The following is a 16,532-nucleotide window of genomic DNA, read 5'->3' on the forward strand; positions in this document are numbered from 1 at the left end:
GGACGTTCGGCGCGGTTGACGGATCTGATCTAGCCCACCAGGGGGGCTGTTGGGGCACTTCCTGCGCGCCGGCCTCACCCGCGACGACTTGGCCGAGATGCTGGCCGACAACGACCCCGAAGAGCAGGAGAAACTGATCAAGTTCAACACGCTGCTGGCCAACTTGGTCGTCTTCCACAACGCCCTGGACATCTCCGACGTCGTGCGGCAGATGGTGGCCGAGGGCTGGCGGATCATCGCCGACCGGCTCGGCCAGATCGCCCCCTACCTGCGAGCCCATATCAGCCGCTTCGGCGCGTACGCCACCGACGAGCTGCGCCATCGGCCAGACCCGTTCGACCCCTTGCTCAAAGAGGTCGACTTCACCGACGTCGAGCTGGCTGCTTGATCTAGAGGGCGCTGATGCCCAGTGCCGGGAGCGCTCGGTTGAGCATTAGTGAAATCAGCGAAGTACATGCCAAGCCTTGGGACGTGGAGTCTGAGGTCGGCAGCCAGAGGACCCCGATCCCAGCTCGGAGTTCTGCTCAAGGGGCCCTCTTCAGCTCGCGTCAGCGGCTGCACACTGTCTTCGCGCCATCTGCGTCAGGTGTCACTCGTGTCCGGGCGTGCTGCTGTGTTACAGGTGACCGTGCAGGAAGGCATGGACGCCCGCGGTGATCGTCTCGGTGATCTTCTCGGCGGACAGGGTGGTGTGCGGCGCCGGCAACCCGGCTGAGATCAGCAGGAGCAGGTGTAGCGCCGCGCGGTCGGGGTCGTCGATGCGGAGCATCCCTTGGTTCGCCAACTGCCGCAGGTGGGCGGCCAGTTCGCGGCGGACCCGCCGGGGTCCGGTCTCCTGCCAGGTGTCGATGGCTTCCTGAGGGATGTGGTCCGCTTCGGCGTTGATCTGTCTGACCAGGGAGAAATGGGCGGCGCTGTCGGGCCTCGGTGTCACCCAGTCCCGCCCGAACTCGATGAGGTCGCTCTCCACGTCGGTGACCTTGCGCAGGTGGCGGTCGATGATCGCGATCTGGATGTCGGCGGCCTGTTTGGCGCTTTCCTGAATCACGACGCCGAACAGCTCGGCTTTGTCGGTGAAGTGGTTGTAAATGGTCCGGGTCGACACCCCCGCTTCGGACGAGATCGCGTCCACGCTGGAACGGGTGTAGCCGTCGCGGGCGAAAACCGTCAGGGCTCCGTCCAGGATCGCCTGCCGCTTGCCGGTCGGCCCTCGGCGAGGGCGGGGTGTCGTGCTGTCGTCCGTGGTCATCTGGGGTCCTCCGACAGTTTTGCATTGATCGTTTTACTTTTTGCCATGCACGTTGTACTTTACCTCACGCCCCACCCAGGCGGCACCTTGTGAGGAGAACCACGCATGATCAAGATCGCCATTGTCATCGGCAGCACCCGTCCGCGCCGCCGGACCGCCGTAGCGGCCCGCTGGGTCGCCGATGTCGCCGCCCGGCACCCCGCCGTCACCTCGGGAGAGGTCGCCTTCGAGGTCGTCGACCTGGTCGAATACGGCCTGTCGATACTGGATGAGCCGCTGGCCGCCCTGTTCGGCGACTACCACCATCCGCACACCAACCGGTGGGCCGAGACCATCGCCTCCTTCGACGGGTTCGTGTTCGTCACCCCCGAGTACAACCACTCGGCCCCGGCCGCGCTGAAGAACGCCATCGACTTCCTGTTCGCCGAGTGGAACAACAAGGCCGCCGGGTTCGTCAGCCACGGCGTCCACGGCGGCGTGCGCGCCGTGGAACATCTGCGGCAGATCATGACCGAACTCCAGGTCGCCAACGTGCGCACCCAGGTCGCGCTGTCGGCCTTCACCGATTTCGAGATCACCGATCCGGCCGAGCCCGGCACCATCGCCCCCGGCCTGCACCAGGAGCCGACCCTGAACGAGTTGCTCGACGAGGTCATCGCCTGGTCCCGAGCGCTGCAGCCGCTGCGCCAGGAAAAGGCGGTGGGCGCATGAGCATGCGATACCGGCTGCTTGGCCGTACCGGACTGCGGGTCTCGGAGGTCTTCCTCGGCGCGATGACCTTCGGCGAGGAAGAGCTCGGCGCCTCGCCCCAGGAGGCCCGCCGCATCCTGGACCTGTACGGCGAGGTCGGCGGCAACCTCATCGACACCGCGAACTTCTACTCGGGCGGGCGCAGCGAGACCATCCTCGGCGAACTGCTGACCGGCCGCCGCGACCGGTTCGTCCTGGCCAGCAAGTACACCGTCTCACGCGACGGCAGTGATCCCAACGCCGCGGGCAGTCACCGCAAGAACCTCACCCTGTCCCTGGAAGCCAGCCTGCGCCGGCTGCGTACCGACTATCTCGACCTGTACTGGGTCCATCTGTGGGACCGGCACACCCCGATCCAGGAGACCATGCGGGCGCTGGACGACACCGTCCGCGCCGGGAAGATCCTCCATATCGGCATGTCCGACGCGCCTGCCTGGGTTATCGCGCAGGCCAACACCCTGGCCGAGTGGCGCGGCTGGACCCCGTTCGCGGCCCTGCAGGCTCCTTACAGCCTGCTCAACCGGGACATCGAACGAGAACTGCTGCCCATGGCCCAGACGCTCGACCTGACGGTCGCCGCCTGGGGACCGCTTGCCCACGGCGTCCTGTCGGGCAAGTTCACCTTCGCCGGCGGGCCACAAGCCAGCACCCGGGTCAGCCCGCGCTCCCTCGGAGCCCGCGAGCACGCCGTCGCCCAGGCGGTGCGGGAGGTCGCAGACGAGATCGGCGCCACCTCCGCGCAGGTGGCCATCGCCTGGACCCGGGCGCGATCAGCCGCCGTGCACCCGATCCTGGGCGCCAGAAGCGCAGCGCAACTCCAAGACACCCTCGGCGCCCTGGACCTCACCCTGCCCGACCACGCCGTACGACGCCTGGAGGCGGCCACCGACTTCACCCTCGGCTTTCCCGGCGACTTCCTCGCCCAGACCGACCAGGCGGTGTTCGGCGAGGCCTCGGCCAGGCTCGATGGAAGACCCCTGCCATGAGCGAAGAACGCGGGCCCGCGGCCGCCGCCCATCGGCGTCCGGGCCGTCCTGGAGCGCAATGTGACGATCTTCTGGAAAGTCTGCGTGCCGGTCCGGCCGGGTTGGCGCGAGGTCGTCCAGGTCGCCGACTCCTGCTTGGCAAGCGCATGCGGAGGTCAGGCGCAGTTGCCTGACCTCCAGCTCGCCGGATGGACTGCGCCGGGTCCGCCGCACACTGGCCGCGGATCTGGGCCGTCCAGGGGTGCGAGACCGCCGAACATAGAGTCTGTGCCGGCCTCCACACCCAGTTCCTCCGAGCGGTTGGGGTGCGGCTCTGAGCTGGTCACTGTGTCAGCGTCTGGGCGGGTGGATCGGGGTGTCGCGAAGCTCCTTGCGGGAGGTGACGCCCAGTTTGGCGAAAACCTTGCGCAGGTGCCACTCGACGGTGCGGGCGCTGAGATAGAGCTCGGCGCCGATCTCCGCGTTCGTATGGCCGTCCTGGGCGAGGCGGGCGATGTGCTCCTCCTGCGGTGTCAGGTCGTCCACGGTGTCGGCGGTGCGTTTGCGGACCTTCTCGCCGGTGGCCAGGAGTTCGTGGCGGGCGCGTTCGGCGAAGCCGTCGGCGCGCATGTCGACGAACGCCTCGAACGCCGGCTTCAGGTGGTGGCGGGCGTCGATGCGGCGGCGCTCGCGGCGCAGCCACTCGCCGTACAGCAGCTGTGTCCTGGCCAGCTCGAAGGAGAGCCGGGTACGGCTGAGCCGTTCGACGGCCTCGGCGTAGTACCGGTCGGCCTCGTCTGTGTGGCTGACGAGGGCTCGTGAACGGACCTCCAGGCCACGCGCCCAGTTCTGGTCGGCGTTCTCCGTGAAGGCCGTGAGGCGGGCGAGCGCGGTGTGCGCGAGCGCGGCCTCGCCGCTGCGCGCGGCGGCTTCGACCAGGTCGGGAAGGGCTTGGGCGGTGAAGGGGCCGAGGTTGCCGCTCGCGGCTCGTACGGCGGCGGCCATCGCCTCGGCGTAGTGCCCGAGTCCCAGGTGCAGCAGAGCGGTGGCCCGGTCGGTGAAGTAGAGACCGAGCCCTTCACCGCGTTCGGTGGCCTCTCTGGCCGCCTCCACGATGAGCGGCAGTGCCTGGTCCGCGTGCCCCTGGTAGGCGAGCAGGAACAACTCACCGTAGGAAGCCCGGCGCGTGCCGGTGACGTGCTTGACGGTCGACTCCTCCAAGCCCAGCTCCCGGGCCTGCCGCAGGTCGCCGCGCCACAGCGCGATGACCCGCCGTACGTTGAGCGCGTTGGCGAGCGGCGCGAGCGCGCCGTCGGCGCGGGCGAGTTCGATGTGCCGGGCGTTGGCCGCCTCCCAGCGCTCGTAGTCCCAGAGCGTCAGGGCCGCGTTGGCGACCAGCACGCCGCAGTCCAGCCACAGGGTGGCCGGTACGTCGTGGTCGAGGAAACCCATGACGGCTTCGCGCAACGGCGGACGACTCGCCGAAGGCCCGTCGGTGATGAGGGCCGCCAGGCCGTCCAGCAAGTGATCGGCCGCGCTCTCGGCTCCAGGCGGCGCCTGGCGGGCGGCGGCGCAGACGGCGGCCAGGTCGCTGCCGGGGTGGGCGAGGCCACCCGCGACGAGGGCCGCGCTCCACGCGTCGAGGTAGGTGCGCCGAGCGAGCCGGGCGTCCAGGGGTTCGAGCCGCCTGGCGGCCCGAAGCAGTACGGCGGGCGCTTGCCTGCCGGAATGGGCGGCTCGGTCGGTGCGGCCGCGGATCAGGTCGATCCTGGCGCTTTGCAGGTCGTCGGCGGGCAGGCCTTCGGCTCGGGCGAGCAGGCCGAGCGCGGCGGAGAAGGCTCCCGCGTCAAGGCTGGCCTGTGCGGCGGCCAGCGTGCGCTCGACCTGGAGCCAGGGGTCGGTGGTGAGTTCTGCCGCGCAGCGCAGCAGGGCAGCTGCGGCAGCCATCCCGCCGCGAGTGCGGGCGTCCTGCGCGGCTTCGGCGAGGTCGGTGGCGAGCGGGTCGTCGGGGGCTTCAGCCGCCGCCGCCAAGTGCCACAGCCGTCGCTGCCGGTCGGTCTCACGGTCCAGGGCGGCGGCGAGCGCCTGGTGCGCGGCCCGTCGTTCCCCTGCGGTGCCGGCGGCGTAGGCGGCCGAGCGGATCAGCGGGTGCCGGAACAGGACGCCGCTTCCGATCTCGACGAGCTGAGCCTCCTGCGCCGGGGCCACCGCGTGTGGTCCGAGGCCGAGTTCGTGGGCGACGCGCCAGAGCAGGGTGGCGTCGCCGGTCGGGTCGGCGGCGGCGAGCAGGAGCAGGAGGCGGGCCGGTTCCGGCAGCGCATGGATGCGGCGCTCGTAGCGGTCCTGGAGGGCGTCGGCGCCGGTGGCCGGGAGGGCGAAGCCGCCGAGGAGTTCTGCCCGGCCGCTGCGGGACAGTTCCAGCAGGGCCAGGGGGTTGCCGCGGGTCTCGGCCACGATGCGGTCGAGCACGCGGCTGTCCAGCCGTCCAGGGGTGGCCGCGGCCAGTAGCTCACGCGCGTCGGCTTCAGCCAGGCCGTCCACGGTCATGGAAGGCAGCCCGGCCAGCAGCGTGTCCTGGTTCGGCTCTCTGACGGCGAAGACCAGAAGCACCGCCTCGCCGAGCAGTCGCCTGGCGACGAAGCCGAGCACCTGCCTGGAGGCGGCGTCGAGCCACTGGGCGTCGTCGACGAGGCAGACGAGCGGCTGCTCGGTGGCCGCCTCGGCGAGCAGCCCCAGCACCGCGAGACCGAGAACCATCCGGTCGGGGACTGCTCCGGCCGCGTATCCGAAGGTCACCTTCAGCGCCTGCCGCTGCGGCTCCGGAAGGGTGGAGGAGGCGGCGAGCATCGGGGCGCAGAGCTGGTGGAGTGCGGCGAATGGCAGCTCAAGCTCGGACTCGACGCCGGTGAGCCGGACGATCCTGCAGTGGTCGGCCTGGCTTTCGAGGTGGTGCAGCAGCGTGGTCTTGCCCGTGCCCGCCTCGCCGCGCAGGACCAGCGCGGCGCTCTGGCCCTGTCTGACCCGGCGCAGCGCCTGATCCAGCTGTTCGCGTTCGGTTCGGCGTCCGTGAAGGATCGGCGCTGCTGCCACACCCCGAGTCTAGGGATCATTTCGCCCGGCTGGCATGGGCCTGTCCTCATCGAGGCAGCGGGCCGCCGTGCTGCTCGGCGACGAGGTAGGCCGCGTACCAGTCCGGCCAGTTCTCGTCGAAGGCGCCGCCGTTGCGCGCCTCATGCTCGCCGTGTGCGGTCGCGGCCCTCCCGAGCGCGCCGGCCAGGTCATGCTCCGTCGTGTAGGTGGTGGCGTCGCCCTCCATCCGTCCGGGCAGGCGGGTGGTGACTTCCTGGATCAGGTAGGCGTTGCCGTCCAGATCGTGGAAGGTCGCGAAGGAGCCGTAGCTGGCCTGCTCTGGCGCCGGTCCGTCGGCCTGGCCGCCGGGGACCTGGCCGAACTGGGCGCCGGGCGCGTCCGGGTGGAAGACCTCGCTGACGTCGGCGCCGAGGGCCACGAGCTGTTCGCGGGCGGCGGCGATGTCGGAGACGACCAGGTAGACGCCTTCGGCGGTGCCGGGCTTCTGGCCGGTGATCAGAGTGCCGAACTGGATGGAGGCGGGCGATCCCGGCGGGGTGACCTGGACGACGCGGAAGCCGTTGTCGAAGGCGAAGTCGGCGTCCAGCCGCCAGCCCAGGTCCTGGTAGAACTTCTTGGAACGGTCGACGTCGGATACGGGGATGACGACGGCTTCGACCTTGAGGTCCGTCCGCTTCATAATGTTCACCTTCCGGTTTCCGTGGGCTGGTGGCGGTCCCACCAGTCCAGGACGAGGGAGGCGTAGGCCTTCGGGGCTTCCTCCCAGGCGAAGTGCCCGGCGTCGACGACGTCGAGCGTGCTGTTGGGCAGCCGGGTGGCGAGGAACTCGCCGTGGGCGCGCGGGACGACCAGGTCCTTCGCGGGGGCGATGATCCGGACCGGGGTGCGGATGGCCGGGAGCAGCGGTTCGAGGGCGTCGAGCTCGGTCGGGTAGGTGCGGACGTACTGCATCGATTCGGCGAAGCGGAGCCCGGCGTAGGAGGCGGTGTAGTCCTCGCGCACGTGCTCGGGCAGCGGCGTGGCCGGGTAGATGTTGTCCAGGGTCATTCGCATGATCTCGGGGGCGTTGCGCTCGTACCAGGTCAGGTCGGGGTCACGGACCCAGGCGGCGAGCGGTTCGCCGATCTCCAGGCTTGCGGAGGCGGCTCCGCCGCCGATGACGAGGCTGTGGAAGCGCTCGGGCCGGCTGGCCGCCGCGAACAGCGAGGCGCTGGTGCCCACGTCCGGCCCGACGACGTGAGTCTGGTCGAGCCCGAGGGCGTCCATGAGCCGGAGCATGAAGGCGCCGGTGGCGCGTGGGGTGAGGACGTCCGGGCGACCCTGCGAACGGCCGAACCCGGGCAGGTCGACGGCAACCAGGTGGACGCCGCCCGCCAGTTCCTCCCACATCGGCTCGAAGGCGTACAGGCTCTCAGGCCATGGGCTGAGGAGCAGCGCGTGGGGACCGCCCGGCTCAGTCTCGGCGTAGCGGACGGTGAGCCCGTCCACGGTGATGGTCTTGGTGGTGATCATGTCTTCCTCCTTCATGAACGCCCTCAGCTTGGTCCGGGCGGCGCTCCCGTCGCACCAGGGACGAGCCCTGGCCTACGGCCCAGGGGCGAACACGGGTGCGACGCGACGGGGAGGTACTGCATGGTCATAGGACAAGACAGACCCACAGGAAAGGGACAAGGTCATGGAGTGCGATGTCGTAGTGATCGGCTTGGGCCCCGGCGGCGAGCACGTGGCCGGGAGCCTGGCCAAGGCCGGCCTGTCGGTCGTCGGCGTGGACGAGCGCTTAGTGGGTGGCGAATGCCCGTACTTCGGGTGCGTTCCCAGCAAGATGATGATCGCCGCGGCCGACAAGCTCCGCACGGCCCGGCACGCCAAGACGGCGAGCGTCCACCCCGACTGGAGACCGGTCGCCGACCGCATCCGCGACGAGGCCACCGACGACTGGAACGACCAGATCGCCGTCGACCGGCTGGTCGCCGCCGGGGCCGTCTTCGCGCGCGGCCGTGGCCGTATCACCGGGCCCCGTACGGTCACCGTCACCGCGGCCGACGGGTCGACGACGTCCTACACGGCCCGGCGCGGCATCGTGCTCAACACCGGCACATCGCCGTCCGCGCCGCCGATCCCGGGCCTGGCCGGCACCCCGTACTGGACCAACAGGGACGTCGTCCGGCTCACCGAACTGCCCGCCTCCCTGGCCATTCTCGGCGGCGGCGCGATCGGCAGCGAACTCGCCCAGGCCCTGGCCGCCTTCGGAGTCGAGGTGACGGTGATCGAGGCCTCCGATCGGCTGCTCGCCGTGGAGGAGCCCGAGGCGTCCGCCGTGGTCGCGGCGGCCTTCGCCGCCGACCGCATCACCGTGCGTACGTCGGCGCGAGCCGAACGCGTCGAGCACGACGGCGACCGCTTCAGCATCCACCTCGACGATGACGTGGTCATCGCGGAACGCCTGCTGGTCGCCGCTGGCCGACGCAACAACCTGAGCGATCTCGGCCTGGAGCACGTCGGGCTGGACCCGCAGGCCCGCGTCCTGGACCCCGACGAGCGGATGCGCGTCGCCGACGGCGTCTGGGCCATCGGCGACATCACCGGCAAGGGCGCCTTCACGCACATGTCGATGTACCAGGCCGACCTCGTCATCCGCGACTTGACCGGTGCCGACGGCCCTTGGGCCGACTACCGGGCCGTCGGCCGTGTCACCTTCACCGCGCCCGAGGTCGGCTCCGTCGGCCTCACCGAGGCAGCGGCCCGCGAACGCGGCGTCGACGTCAGGACGGCGACCGGCGACCTGGGCACGCGCGGCTGGATCGCCGGCGAGAGCGGCCCGATCAAACTCGTGGCCGACGTGGAGCGGGGTGTGCTGATCGGCGGGACCGTCGTCGGCAGCATGGGTGGCGAGGTGTTATCCGCCCTCGTTACCGCGATCCACGCGCAGGTCCCGATCGCGACGCTGGCGGAGATGCACTTCGCGTACCCGACCTTCCACCGCGCCCTCCAGCCGGTGCTGCGCGGCCTGCTGTGAGAGAGATCGATGAACGGTGGATCTCCAGGTCGGCCGAGTGACCGGAGCTCCGCCGGACGTTCGCAGGCAACATGAATACCTGCCCGTATCCGGCCTCCCTCGCCGAACGTGGCGATCTGAGATCAGCTGAGAGAGCGGGCGGCGTTCTGGATGATGCGGTGACCAAGGATGACTGACTGATCATCGGGACGTGAGAGGCGGTGGTCTCGTACCCGTGGACTTGGCATGCTTGTACATGGAGAGCTCCAGCTTGAGCGAGCTGGCCTTGTCCTGGACGGCGACCAGCGTCCAGGAGGGTTCGGGAGGTCGTTGACGAACGTGTCACCAGCCCAAACGAGCACTCATTGCCGAGGTCAGGCCCTCTACTGGAGAGTCGGTTGCTGTCCTGAGCTGAGCTCTTGAAGGTCGGGGATGTTGTTCTAGCTTGATTGCAACCTTGGTGGCTGGTGAGGCCGGGCCAGATTCCTCAACAAGACGGCCCTTGGGTGATCATTCTCCTTGTCGAGGGAAGAAGATTCATGACCAAGGGCTGTCGTGACGACTAGTGTGCCTATCTATGTCCGGTTGATGCACGGGGAGGCGGTGTTATGCAGTGATGCACCAGTGTGTTCGCTGGTGGAGTTGTCCCTGGTCGGTGAGTACCGTCGAGGCCATGGGGCGCTGTATGCGGCGTTGAATCGGGGCCGGCTCGACGTGGGGCGCCTGCGTCAGGCGTTGAGCACAGTGCCCTTGCCCAGAGCGGCAGACGGGTGGTTGGTGCTGGCAGTGGATGTGACTTGCCGGCTGCGGCCGGACGCGCACACCTCGCCGGAGCGGATCTTGTGCCACACCTATGGGCGGGGTAAGGACCAGCACATCATGATCCCGGGCTGGCAGTACTCGTTAGTGGTGGCGTTGGAGACGGGCCACGGCTCGTGGACGACACCGCTGGATGCGCTCCGGCTGGCGCCGGGAGATGATCTGGCCGCAGTGACCGCCGCCCAGCTGCGCGAGGTGCTCGAGCGGCTCATGGCTGCCGGGCATTGGCAGTGCGGTGACCCCGACATCCTGATCGTGGCCGATGCGGGTCATGACGGACCGCGCTTGGCATGGTTGTTGCGTGATCTGCCCATCCAGATCCCGGCCAGGATGCGTTCGGATCGGGTGCTGCGCTGGTCGGCCCCAGCGCGGGTGCCGGGGACCAACGGCCAGCTGCCGCGTCATGGGGTCGAGTTCGTCTTCGGTGACCTGGGCAGTTGGGACGAGCCTGACGTGGCCACCGAAGCTGAAACCCGCCTGTATGGGCGCGCCACCGCCTGGTCTTGGGATCGGCTGCACCCGCGGTTGACCCGCCGTGCGGCCTGGGTCGATTCGGCTGGGCTGCCGACGATCGAGGGCACCGTGATCCTTCTGGAGGTGGACCATCTGCCCAGCGGGGCGGTTCCGAAGCCGGTGTGGTCACGGACGGCGAAGTCGCGGTCGTCACCTGCGGGGCTCAAGGACTCCAGCTCGATCCAACATCTGCCCCGATAGAGCAAAAGGCCATAGATGGGTGATGATGTCAGGATGGCGCGCGCCAACCTGGCCGCAGCTGTCGGGTCTGATTTCGGGGAGTCGTCATGCGGGTAGCGGTGGTCACCTTCGACGGGTTCAACGAGTTGGACAGTTTCATCGCCTCGGCGCTGATCAACCGGTGCCGGGCCGACGGGCTGGAAGCGTTCATCACCACGCCGACGCCCGTCGTCACGTCGATGAACGGCGTTCCGGTGACCGGGCAGCGGCCGATCGAGTTCGTGACCGAGGCCGAGGTCGTGCTCATCGGGAGCGGGGTGAAGACCCGCGACGTGGTCGCCGACGATCGGCTGCTGTCCATGCTGCCGCTCGATCCCGGAAGGCAGCTCATCGGATCGCAGTGTTCCGGGGCACTGGTGCTGGCGCGCCTGGGGTTGCTGGGCGGTATGCCGGTCTGCACTGACCGGACGAGTCGGCCGTTCGTCGAGGCGGAGAATGTCACGGTCCTGGATGTGCCCTTCCATGCCCAGGGAAACATCGCGACGGCTGGTGGGTGCCTTGCGTCGCAGTACCTTGCCACGTGGGTGATCACCCGCACACTCGGTGAGTCGGCGGCCCGTGCTGTGCTCGACTATGTCGCGCCGGTCGGAGAGAACGACGAGACGGTCGAGCGTGCTCTCGGGGTCGTCCACAGAGGAAGCGGGCTCACGTTGCGTTGATCTTCACAGGTCGCCGAGGCGGTCGCCCAGGTTGAGTTCGAGTGGCCCCCGCGTCTGCAGTCCCTGGGCGAAGAGGGTCTTCACCCCTGGTTTGGGTGGCTTCTGCCGTGACCAAGTCTCGGAAGCGGATCGCGTCCGCGCGGAAGGCGTCGGCTGCGCGCAGGGCTGCGCCGTTTCTCGTTCCAGAGTGGGCCGCCGTCGCCCCGGCTGCGTCGTTCGATTTCATCGTTGAGCAGGCGACTACGGCGGCATTTATCCGCAATTTCCAGGCCGTCCGATATATGCCGAAATGTGGACGAGTGCCGTTTTCCGTGATCTCTTGACAGAGTGTCGCGGCGCGAACGGCGCCCGTTCGGAAACGGAGGCAGCATGGACCTGCACGAAGAAGCCCTTGACCTGGACGCGCTTGACGTCGCCACTGTGGAGCTTCCCGGCTCCGAGGTGCTCGTCGAGGCCGTGGCCATGGGCCTGGGCAACACCGAGATCGGTGCGTCGGGATGCACCTCGGGCAAGAGCTGGCTGATCTAGAAGAGCAGCGGAATCCGCATGGCGATCCGGCGTCGGCGCCCGGACATCGTGGTGGTCAGGGTCGCCGCCCTGCCCGCGGCCGTTCTTGACGATCTGCGGTGCGGCCGTACCTGGCAGACCGTCCAGGTGATTCTCAAGGAGCAGGCCGGGCTGGCGGCGGAAGGGCGCGAGCTGGCGCTCGCCCTGGAGCCGTGCATCGCGGACGTCCCTTCGGGGCGGGCGAGGTCCCGCCTGGTCGCCCTCCGCCGGGCGCTGTACAACGGACGCCGTCCTGCGGCGTTCGCCGGCTCGGCCGAGCTTCCGGCCGAGCTGGACCGGCGGGTCCGGCGGTGGCTGAAGACGTCGCGAGAGAACGAGCGGCTGCGGGCCGCGCTGCCCGCACTCCTGAAGGAGGAACGCCAGGACAGGCATCGCAACCTTCGTAAATGGGCCTCGGCCGACGTCTTCACCCACGGCCTGGTCCAGGCCAGCCCGTCGCTGGCCGAGGCGCTGCGGCGCTGGCTCGACTCGCCCGTACCCACGCCGTCCCGGCGGCTGGACCTGCGGCTGAGCCGGTACCTCTCGCGGGTGGCGGCCAAGACGAGCCCGTACTCGACGTTCACCATGATGGGGCTCGGACGCTGGGATCCCGGGCCGGAACCGGTCACCGCGACCGGCGAGGGGAACTGGCGCGTCGCGGCCGAGCCCGACCTGTGGCTGCTGCGCAGGCTGCTCGGCGACCTTGCCGCGACCGACGACGACCTCGCGGCCCGCTTCCTGGTCAGGCCCAACGCCAGCCTGACCGGGGAAGACGACCGCCTGTGGTACCTCAGCCGTACCGAGGACGCCTACCGGAGCGTCCGGGCCACGCCGCCGCTGCGTAGGCTCCTGAACTCGCTGACCGACGGGACCACGCTCGGCGAGGCGCGGCGGCTCGTCCCGCCCGACACGCTCGCCCGGCTGATCGAGCTGGAGGTGCTGGAGAGGTTCGCGCCGGTCGCCGATCAGTCCGCCGCCCATCTCGCCGACCTGGCCCGCGGGCTGGCGCCGCGTCCCGCCGCCGACGTGCTCACCGCGTTCGCGCGGGTGGTGGCCCGCGCTCCCGGCGCGGCGGGGCTGTCCGGGCAGCTGGCCCTCCAGGACGAGGCCCGCACCGCGCTGCGCCGCCTGGCCCCGCCCGGCACGCGCCTCCCGGACAAGAACCTCTTCCGCGACAACGCCGTCTTCGTCGCACCCGCCGTGCGCCTGGGGGAGGGGGCCTGGCGGGCGGCGCTGGACGACCTTCACCTGCTCCGCGAGCTGCTGGGGGTCTTCCAGCGCGACAACGAGATCCGGCTGCTGGCCGCCGACCTCTTCGTACGGGCGTCCGGCGCCGGGGTGCAGGTCCCGTTCGTCCGGTTCCACCGGACGCTGGCCGCGCAGCTCGCCACCCCCGAGGGCCAGGCGCTGCACAGTCTGCTCCATCGCGGCGGCGCGGCGGCGGAGAGTGTGAGCACACTGCCCGCGGCGGTCGAGTTGCGGCGGTTCCGCGACCGTACGCTGAGCGTGTTGCACGAGCAGCCGGAGATGCTGGCCGACTGGCTGTCCGGGCGGCCGGGCAGCGCCCGGCCGGTGCGCTCGCTGGCGTGCTACGTGCAGGTTCTGCCGGGGGACGGGCCCGTGCGGCTGGTGCTCAACAGCGTGGCAGCCGGTCATGGCGCCGCGCGCAGCCGGGTCCACCGGCTCCTGACGGTCGCGGGTCTCACGGACGAGCCGAATCCCGCCGAACCCGAGAACGGCGGGCTTCCGGTCGAGATGACCGGGTTGTTCGGTCACAACGTCAACCTGCGCTCGGCCACGACCGTCCACGAGCTGAGCTATCCGGGCGCGGTCTCCGACCGGCCGCCCGGCGCGCGCCTCACGCTGGGCGAGCTGGCCGTCCGCCACGATCCCGCCGCAGGGGAGCTGGAGCTGGTACGCGCCGCCGACGGCCGCCGCGTCCTGCCCCGCCACACGGGCCTGATCGCCACGCCGTTCCTGCCGCGTACGGCCCGGCTGCTGCTGCACCTGTTCGGCGACCAGCCCAACGTCGCGGTGCCGACCTGGGCGTTGTTCGCCGAGCCGCCACGTCAGCCGCCTGAAGCGGTCGTGAGCAGGTCCAGGGTGTGGCTGGGCCCGGTCGTCGTGGCCCGCGCCACCTGGTACGCGGCCACGACCGACGTCCCTCGACGCCGGCCCGGCGAGCCCGAGACCGAGCACCTGCTGGCGCTGGCCCGCTGGTTCGCCGCGTCCGGCATCCCGCCCCGCTGCTTCGTCTTCTCCCTGGACCCGGGCACGTGGGGACAGGACCCCATGCGTACGGCACGGCTGGCGAAACCGACCTTCCTGGACTTGGCCGACCCCTCCCTGGTCGCCGCCTTCGACCGGCAGCTCGGCGACAGCGGCACCTGTACGGCGTTCCAGGAGGTGCTGCCCGAGCCGGGCGACGGCCACGTCACGGAGTACGTGGTGGAGGTGGGCGATGGCTGAGCCGTGGATCTCACTGCACGCCTTCCATCAGGGCGGCACCGACCGGCTGATCGTCCAGGCGGTCGGCGGGCTGGTTCGCGAGCTCGCCGCCAACGGCCTGCTGACGGGCTACTTCTTCCTGCGCTACTGGGAGGGCGGGCCGCATCTGCGGCTGCGGCTCCTGCCGTCCGCCCGCCCGCAGGAGGTGGCCGAGCGTGCCACGGCGGCGCTGGAACGGCACCTCGCCGCCCACCCCTCGCCGGCCTCCTGGGACCCCGGCCGGTACGCCGCCACGGCCGAACGGTACGCCAGAGCCGAGCACCTCCTCCACTACGACCGGCGGGTACGCGTCCGCGACGACGTGGAGGCCATCGCGTACCGCCCCGAGTACGGGACGTACGGCGGGCCGGAGGCGGTCGAGGCCGCCGAGCGGCACTTCCACGATTCCAGCCGCATCGCGCTCGCCCTGCTGGAGGGCGAGATCGGGCCCGGACGCCGGGCCGGGTTCGCCGCCTTCGCCCTGATGCTCACCCTGGCCGCCTGGGAACCGGACCCCGCCCGCCTCGCCCGTACGCTTTCCACCACCCGCGACCGCCGCTGCGCCCCTGGAGAACCGTCCGACCAGCCGGGGCCTTCCGATGGGCAGCGGGCCGCGCTCGCCGCGCAGCTCCTGCGCAGCCACCGCATCGCCGGCGGCGAGGAACACCCCCGCGCCGGCGATCCGCTCGGCGCCTGGTGGCGCTCGATCGACACCCTTCGTCATCGTGTCCTGGACCTCCAGGCCACCGGCCGATTCAATCCGGAACCCGCACAATCCACCTTCGTCCCCTCCGGCGTCACCCGGCCGCGCGGCGACCTGCTGGTCCTCCTCCTGCGCTGCGTCCACCTGCTGTGCAACCGGCTCGGCCTGTCGGGCGGGCACGAGTCGCACCTGCGTCACCTCGTCGGCACCACCTACCGCGAACTGGAGCACCGGTGAACGACCTCACGACCCCCTGGCACAGCATCCAGGTCCGCTACTACCAGGCCGACCAGGACGGGCTGATCCTCGACGCCGTGCGACCGCTGCTGGAGGAACTGGGGGAGCGGGTGCGGCGACCGTACTTCGTACGTCATTGGCGGCGCGGGCCGCACCTGCGACTCAACCTCCAGGCCCCCGCCGACGCCTGGCACTCGGACATCCTGCCGCTGGCCACCGACCGGCTCGGCCGCTACCTGCGCGAACACCCTTCTCGGGCGGTTCTGGACGAGGCCGCGCTGGAGCAGGCCCACCGGGCGCTCGCCGTCCGGGAGAGCGACCACGGACCGCTGCGGCCGTGGCATCCGGACAACACGCTCCAGACTGAACCGTACGAGGACCGCCTGCACGTGCTCGGCAGCCGTACCCTGCGGGACCTGCTCGACTCCTACCACGCCGAGAGCACCCGGATGGCGTTCGGGACGCTGGCCGCCATCCGCCGGGGCGAGCTGTCACTCTTCCAGCTCAGCCTCGACCTGATGATCGCCTTCGCGCACACCAGCGTGCCGCCGATCTCGCGCGGGTACATGTCCTTCCGCTCCCACGCCGACGCCTTCGCCTCCTACTGCGTGGACCGCGACGGCGTGCGCGCCGGCTTCGAGGCCAAGTACCGCGAGCAGGAGCGGCAGCTCCGCGCCCTGGTGCGCCGCCGGGTGGCCGAGGTGGACGAGGGCCGCACCCCGCCGCACGTCCGTGAATGGCTCGACTACGTCGAGCGCAGGAAGGCCATGGCCGCACCCCTCATCCGCGACAGGAAGATCGACCTCGACGCCGCCGCGCCCGAACCCGAGATGCGCCAGCTCCACACCATCGACTTCCACGAGATCCTGCTGGCCACCGGACGGTACAAGAACGAGGTGCTCGGCTCCGACTGGTTCCTCGGTCACCGGCTGGCCATCAACATGCTCTACGGCCACCTGGCCAGACTCGGGCTCGCACCACTCCAGCGCTACCTGTTCTGCCACCTGATCGCGGCAGCGGTCGAGGCCGAGTACGGCGTCTCACCCGTGGAGAAGGCCACGGCCTGGGCGCGAGCCTGATGTCGCCGGCGGCTCAGGACTTCGCGAACGTCATCGCGCAGCGGCCGTCGACGACGCCCTGATCCGGGCCGATCGACGAGCCTGCTGCCGACGAACGGTGGTCACAGGGTGGCGTCCGACAGCACTCAGCCGGGAAAACCGGGGACACCGTGCACAGGCGAACCGGTGACCCGGGCGTGCAGCTGACCCGCAGGAAGCGC

14 protein-coding genes are annotated in these 16,532 nt (G+C 70.3%); 10 read left to right on the forward strand and 4 right to left on the reverse strand.

From position 1 onward, the window contains the following. Positions 1 to 49 precede the first annotated feature (49 nt). Positions 50 to 388: a Tn3 family transposase gene (locus ACIA8R_RS45895; RefSeq protein ID WP_397044147.1), complete on the forward strand. Its 339-nt coding sequence runs from the start codon at positions 50 to 52 to the stop codon at positions 386 to 388. 228 nt (positions 389 to 616) lie between these two features. On the opposite strand, the gene ACIA8R_RS45900 is transcribed toward ACIA8R_RS45895, so the two are convergent. Then, the gene (locus ACIA8R_RS45900) at positions 617 to 1,249 is read right to left on the reverse strand and encodes a TetR/AcrR family transcriptional regulator (RefSeq protein WP_397044149.1); all 633 of its coding nucleotides are present in this window, start codon (positions 1,247 to 1,249) and stop codon (positions 617 to 619) included. 105 nt (positions 1,250 to 1,354) lie between these two features. Between ACIA8R_RS45900 and ACIA8R_RS45905 the strand changes: the two genes are divergently transcribed. Then, the gene (locus tag ACIA8R_RS45905) at positions 1,355 to 1,960 is read left to right on the forward strand and encodes an NADPH-dependent FMN reductase (protein ID WP_397044151.1); all 606 of its coding nucleotides are present in this window, start codon (positions 1,355 to 1,357) and stop codon (positions 1,958 to 1,960) included. A 2-nt stretch (positions 1,961 to 1,962) separates the two neighbouring features. Beyond that, positions 1,963 to 2,985 (forward strand): aldo/keto reductase, encoded by a 1,023-nt coding sequence (locus ACIA8R_RS45910; protein WP_397044242.1) that lies wholly within the window; start codon positions 1,963 to 1,965, stop codon positions 2,983 to 2,985. Positions 2,986 to 3,315: 330 nt separating this feature from the next. On the opposite strand, the gene ACIA8R_RS45915 is transcribed toward ACIA8R_RS45910, so the two are convergent. The 3 genes from ACIA8R_RS45915 to ACIA8R_RS45925 are packed head-to-tail and all read right to left on the reverse strand — an operon-like array spanning position 3,316 to position 7,566. After that, the gene (locus ACIA8R_RS45915) at positions 3,316 to 6,054 is read right to left on the reverse strand and encodes a BREX system ATP-binding domain-containing protein (protein ID WP_397044153.1); all 2,739 of its coding nucleotides are present in this window, start codon (positions 6,052 to 6,054) and stop codon (positions 3,316 to 3,318) included. Between the two features lie 46 nt (positions 6,055 to 6,100). Next, positions 6,101 to 6,733 carry a VOC family protein gene (locus ACIA8R_RS45920; protein ID WP_364104015.1) on the reverse strand — a complete coding sequence of 211 codons (633 nt, stop codon included), beginning with the start codon at positions 6,731 to 6,733 and terminating at the stop codon, positions 6,101 to 6,103. Positions 6,734 to 6,738: 5 nt separating this feature from the next. After that, positions 6,739 to 7,566 carry an alpha/beta hydrolase gene (locus ACIA8R_RS45925; RefSeq protein ID WP_364104012.1) on the reverse strand — a complete coding sequence of 276 codons (828 nt, stop codon included), beginning with the start codon at positions 7,564 to 7,566 and terminating at the stop codon, positions 6,739 to 6,741. A gap of 181 nt (positions 7,567 to 7,747) precedes the next feature. On the opposite strand from ACIA8R_RS45925, the gene ACIA8R_RS45930 reads away from it, so the two are divergent. From ACIA8R_RS45930 to ACIA8R_RS45960, 7 genes are all read left to right on the forward strand, one after another. After that, complete coding sequence (locus tag ACIA8R_RS45930) at positions 7,748 to 9,070, forward strand: NAD(P)/FAD-dependent oxidoreductase (RefSeq protein ID WP_364104009.1); 1,323 nt, start codon at positions 7,748 to 7,750, stop codon at positions 9,068 to 9,070. Positions 9,071 to 9,637: 567 nt separating this feature from the next. Beyond that, on the forward strand, positions 9,638 to 10,582 hold the full coding sequence (locus ACIA8R_RS45935) for a transposase (protein ID WP_397044243.1): 945 nt from the start codon (positions 9,638 to 9,640) through the stop codon (positions 10,580 to 10,582). A gap of 86 nt (positions 10,583 to 10,668) precedes the next feature. Further along, a complete protein-coding gene (locus ACIA8R_RS45940; protein WP_397044156.1) occupies positions 10,669 to 11,280 on the forward strand; it encodes a hypothetical protein in 612 nt (203 codons plus the stop codon). 369 nt (positions 11,281 to 11,649) lie between these two features. Further along, the gene (locus ACIA8R_RS45945; protein WP_185845188.1) at positions 11,650 to 11,808 is read left to right on the forward strand and encodes a hypothetical protein; all 159 of its coding nucleotides are present in this window, start codon (positions 11,650 to 11,652) and stop codon (positions 11,806 to 11,808) included. An 18-nt stretch (positions 11,809 to 11,826) separates the two neighbouring features. Then, positions 11,827 to 14,295 (forward strand): hypothetical protein, encoded by a 2,469-nt coding sequence (locus ACIA8R_RS45950; RefSeq protein WP_397044158.1) that lies wholly within the window; start codon positions 11,827 to 11,829, stop codon positions 14,293 to 14,295. Further along, positions 14,288 to 15,253, forward strand: coding sequence for a lantibiotic dehydratase C-terminal domain-containing protein (locus tag ACIA8R_RS45955; protein WP_397044160.1), 966 nt, complete (start codon positions 14,288 to 14,290; stop codon positions 15,251 to 15,253). Before ACIA8R_RS45950 ends, ACIA8R_RS45955 begins: the two co-directional genes overlap by 8 nt. Continuing rightward, positions 15,250 to 16,332 (forward strand): thiopeptide maturation pyridine synthase, encoded by a 1,083-nt coding sequence (locus ACIA8R_RS45960; RefSeq protein ID WP_364103994.1) that lies wholly within the window; start codon positions 15,250 to 15,252, stop codon positions 16,330 to 16,332. The genes ACIA8R_RS45955 and ACIA8R_RS45960 overlap by 4 nt, the downstream gene beginning before the upstream one ends. Positions 16,333 to 16,532: the final 200 nt, after the last annotated feature.

Source organism: Nonomuraea sp. NPDC051191, from assembly GCF_044455665.1.
Lineage (GTDB): Bacteria > Actinomycetota > Actinomycetes > Streptosporangiales > Streptosporangiaceae > Nonomuraea.

Coding starts and splice junctions, on each gene's coding strand:
- ACIA8R_RS45935 (WP_397044243.1), top strand. CDS start 9,638: ATGCACGGGGAGGCGGTGTTATGCAGTGATGCACCAGTGTGTTCGCTG.
- ACIA8R_RS45905 (WP_397044151.1), top strand. CDS start 1,355: ATGATCAAGATCGCCATTGTCATCGGCAGCACCCGTCCGCGCCGCCGG.
- ACIA8R_RS45910 (WP_397044242.1), top strand. CDS start 1,963: ATGCGATACCGGCTGCTTGGCCGTACCGGACTGCGGGTCTCGGAGGTC.
- ACIA8R_RS45955 (WP_397044160.1), top strand. CDS start 14,288: ATGGCTGAGCCGTGGATCTCACTGCACGCCTTCCATCAGGGCGGCACC.
- ACIA8R_RS45925 (WP_364104012.1), bottom strand. CDS start 7,566: ATGATCACCACCAAGACCATCACCGTGGACGGGCTCACCGTCCGCTAC.
- ACIA8R_RS45900 (WP_397044149.1), bottom strand. CDS start 1,249: ATGACCACGGACGACAGCACGACACCCCGCCCTCGCCGAGGGCCGACC.
- ACIA8R_RS45940 (WP_397044156.1), top strand. CDS start 10,669: ATGCGGGTAGCGGTGGTCACCTTCGACGGGTTCAACGAGTTGGACAGT.
- ACIA8R_RS45920 (WP_364104015.1), bottom strand. CDS start 6,733: ATGAAGCGGACGGACCTCAAGGTCGAAGCCGTCGTCATCCCCGTATCC.
- ACIA8R_RS45950 (WP_397044158.1), top strand. CDS start 11,827: ATGGCGATCCGGCGTCGGCGCCCGGACATCGTGGTGGTCAGGGTCGCC.
- ACIA8R_RS45945 (WP_185845188.1), top strand. CDS start 11,650: ATGGACCTGCACGAAGAAGCCCTTGACCTGGACGCGCTTGACGTCGCC.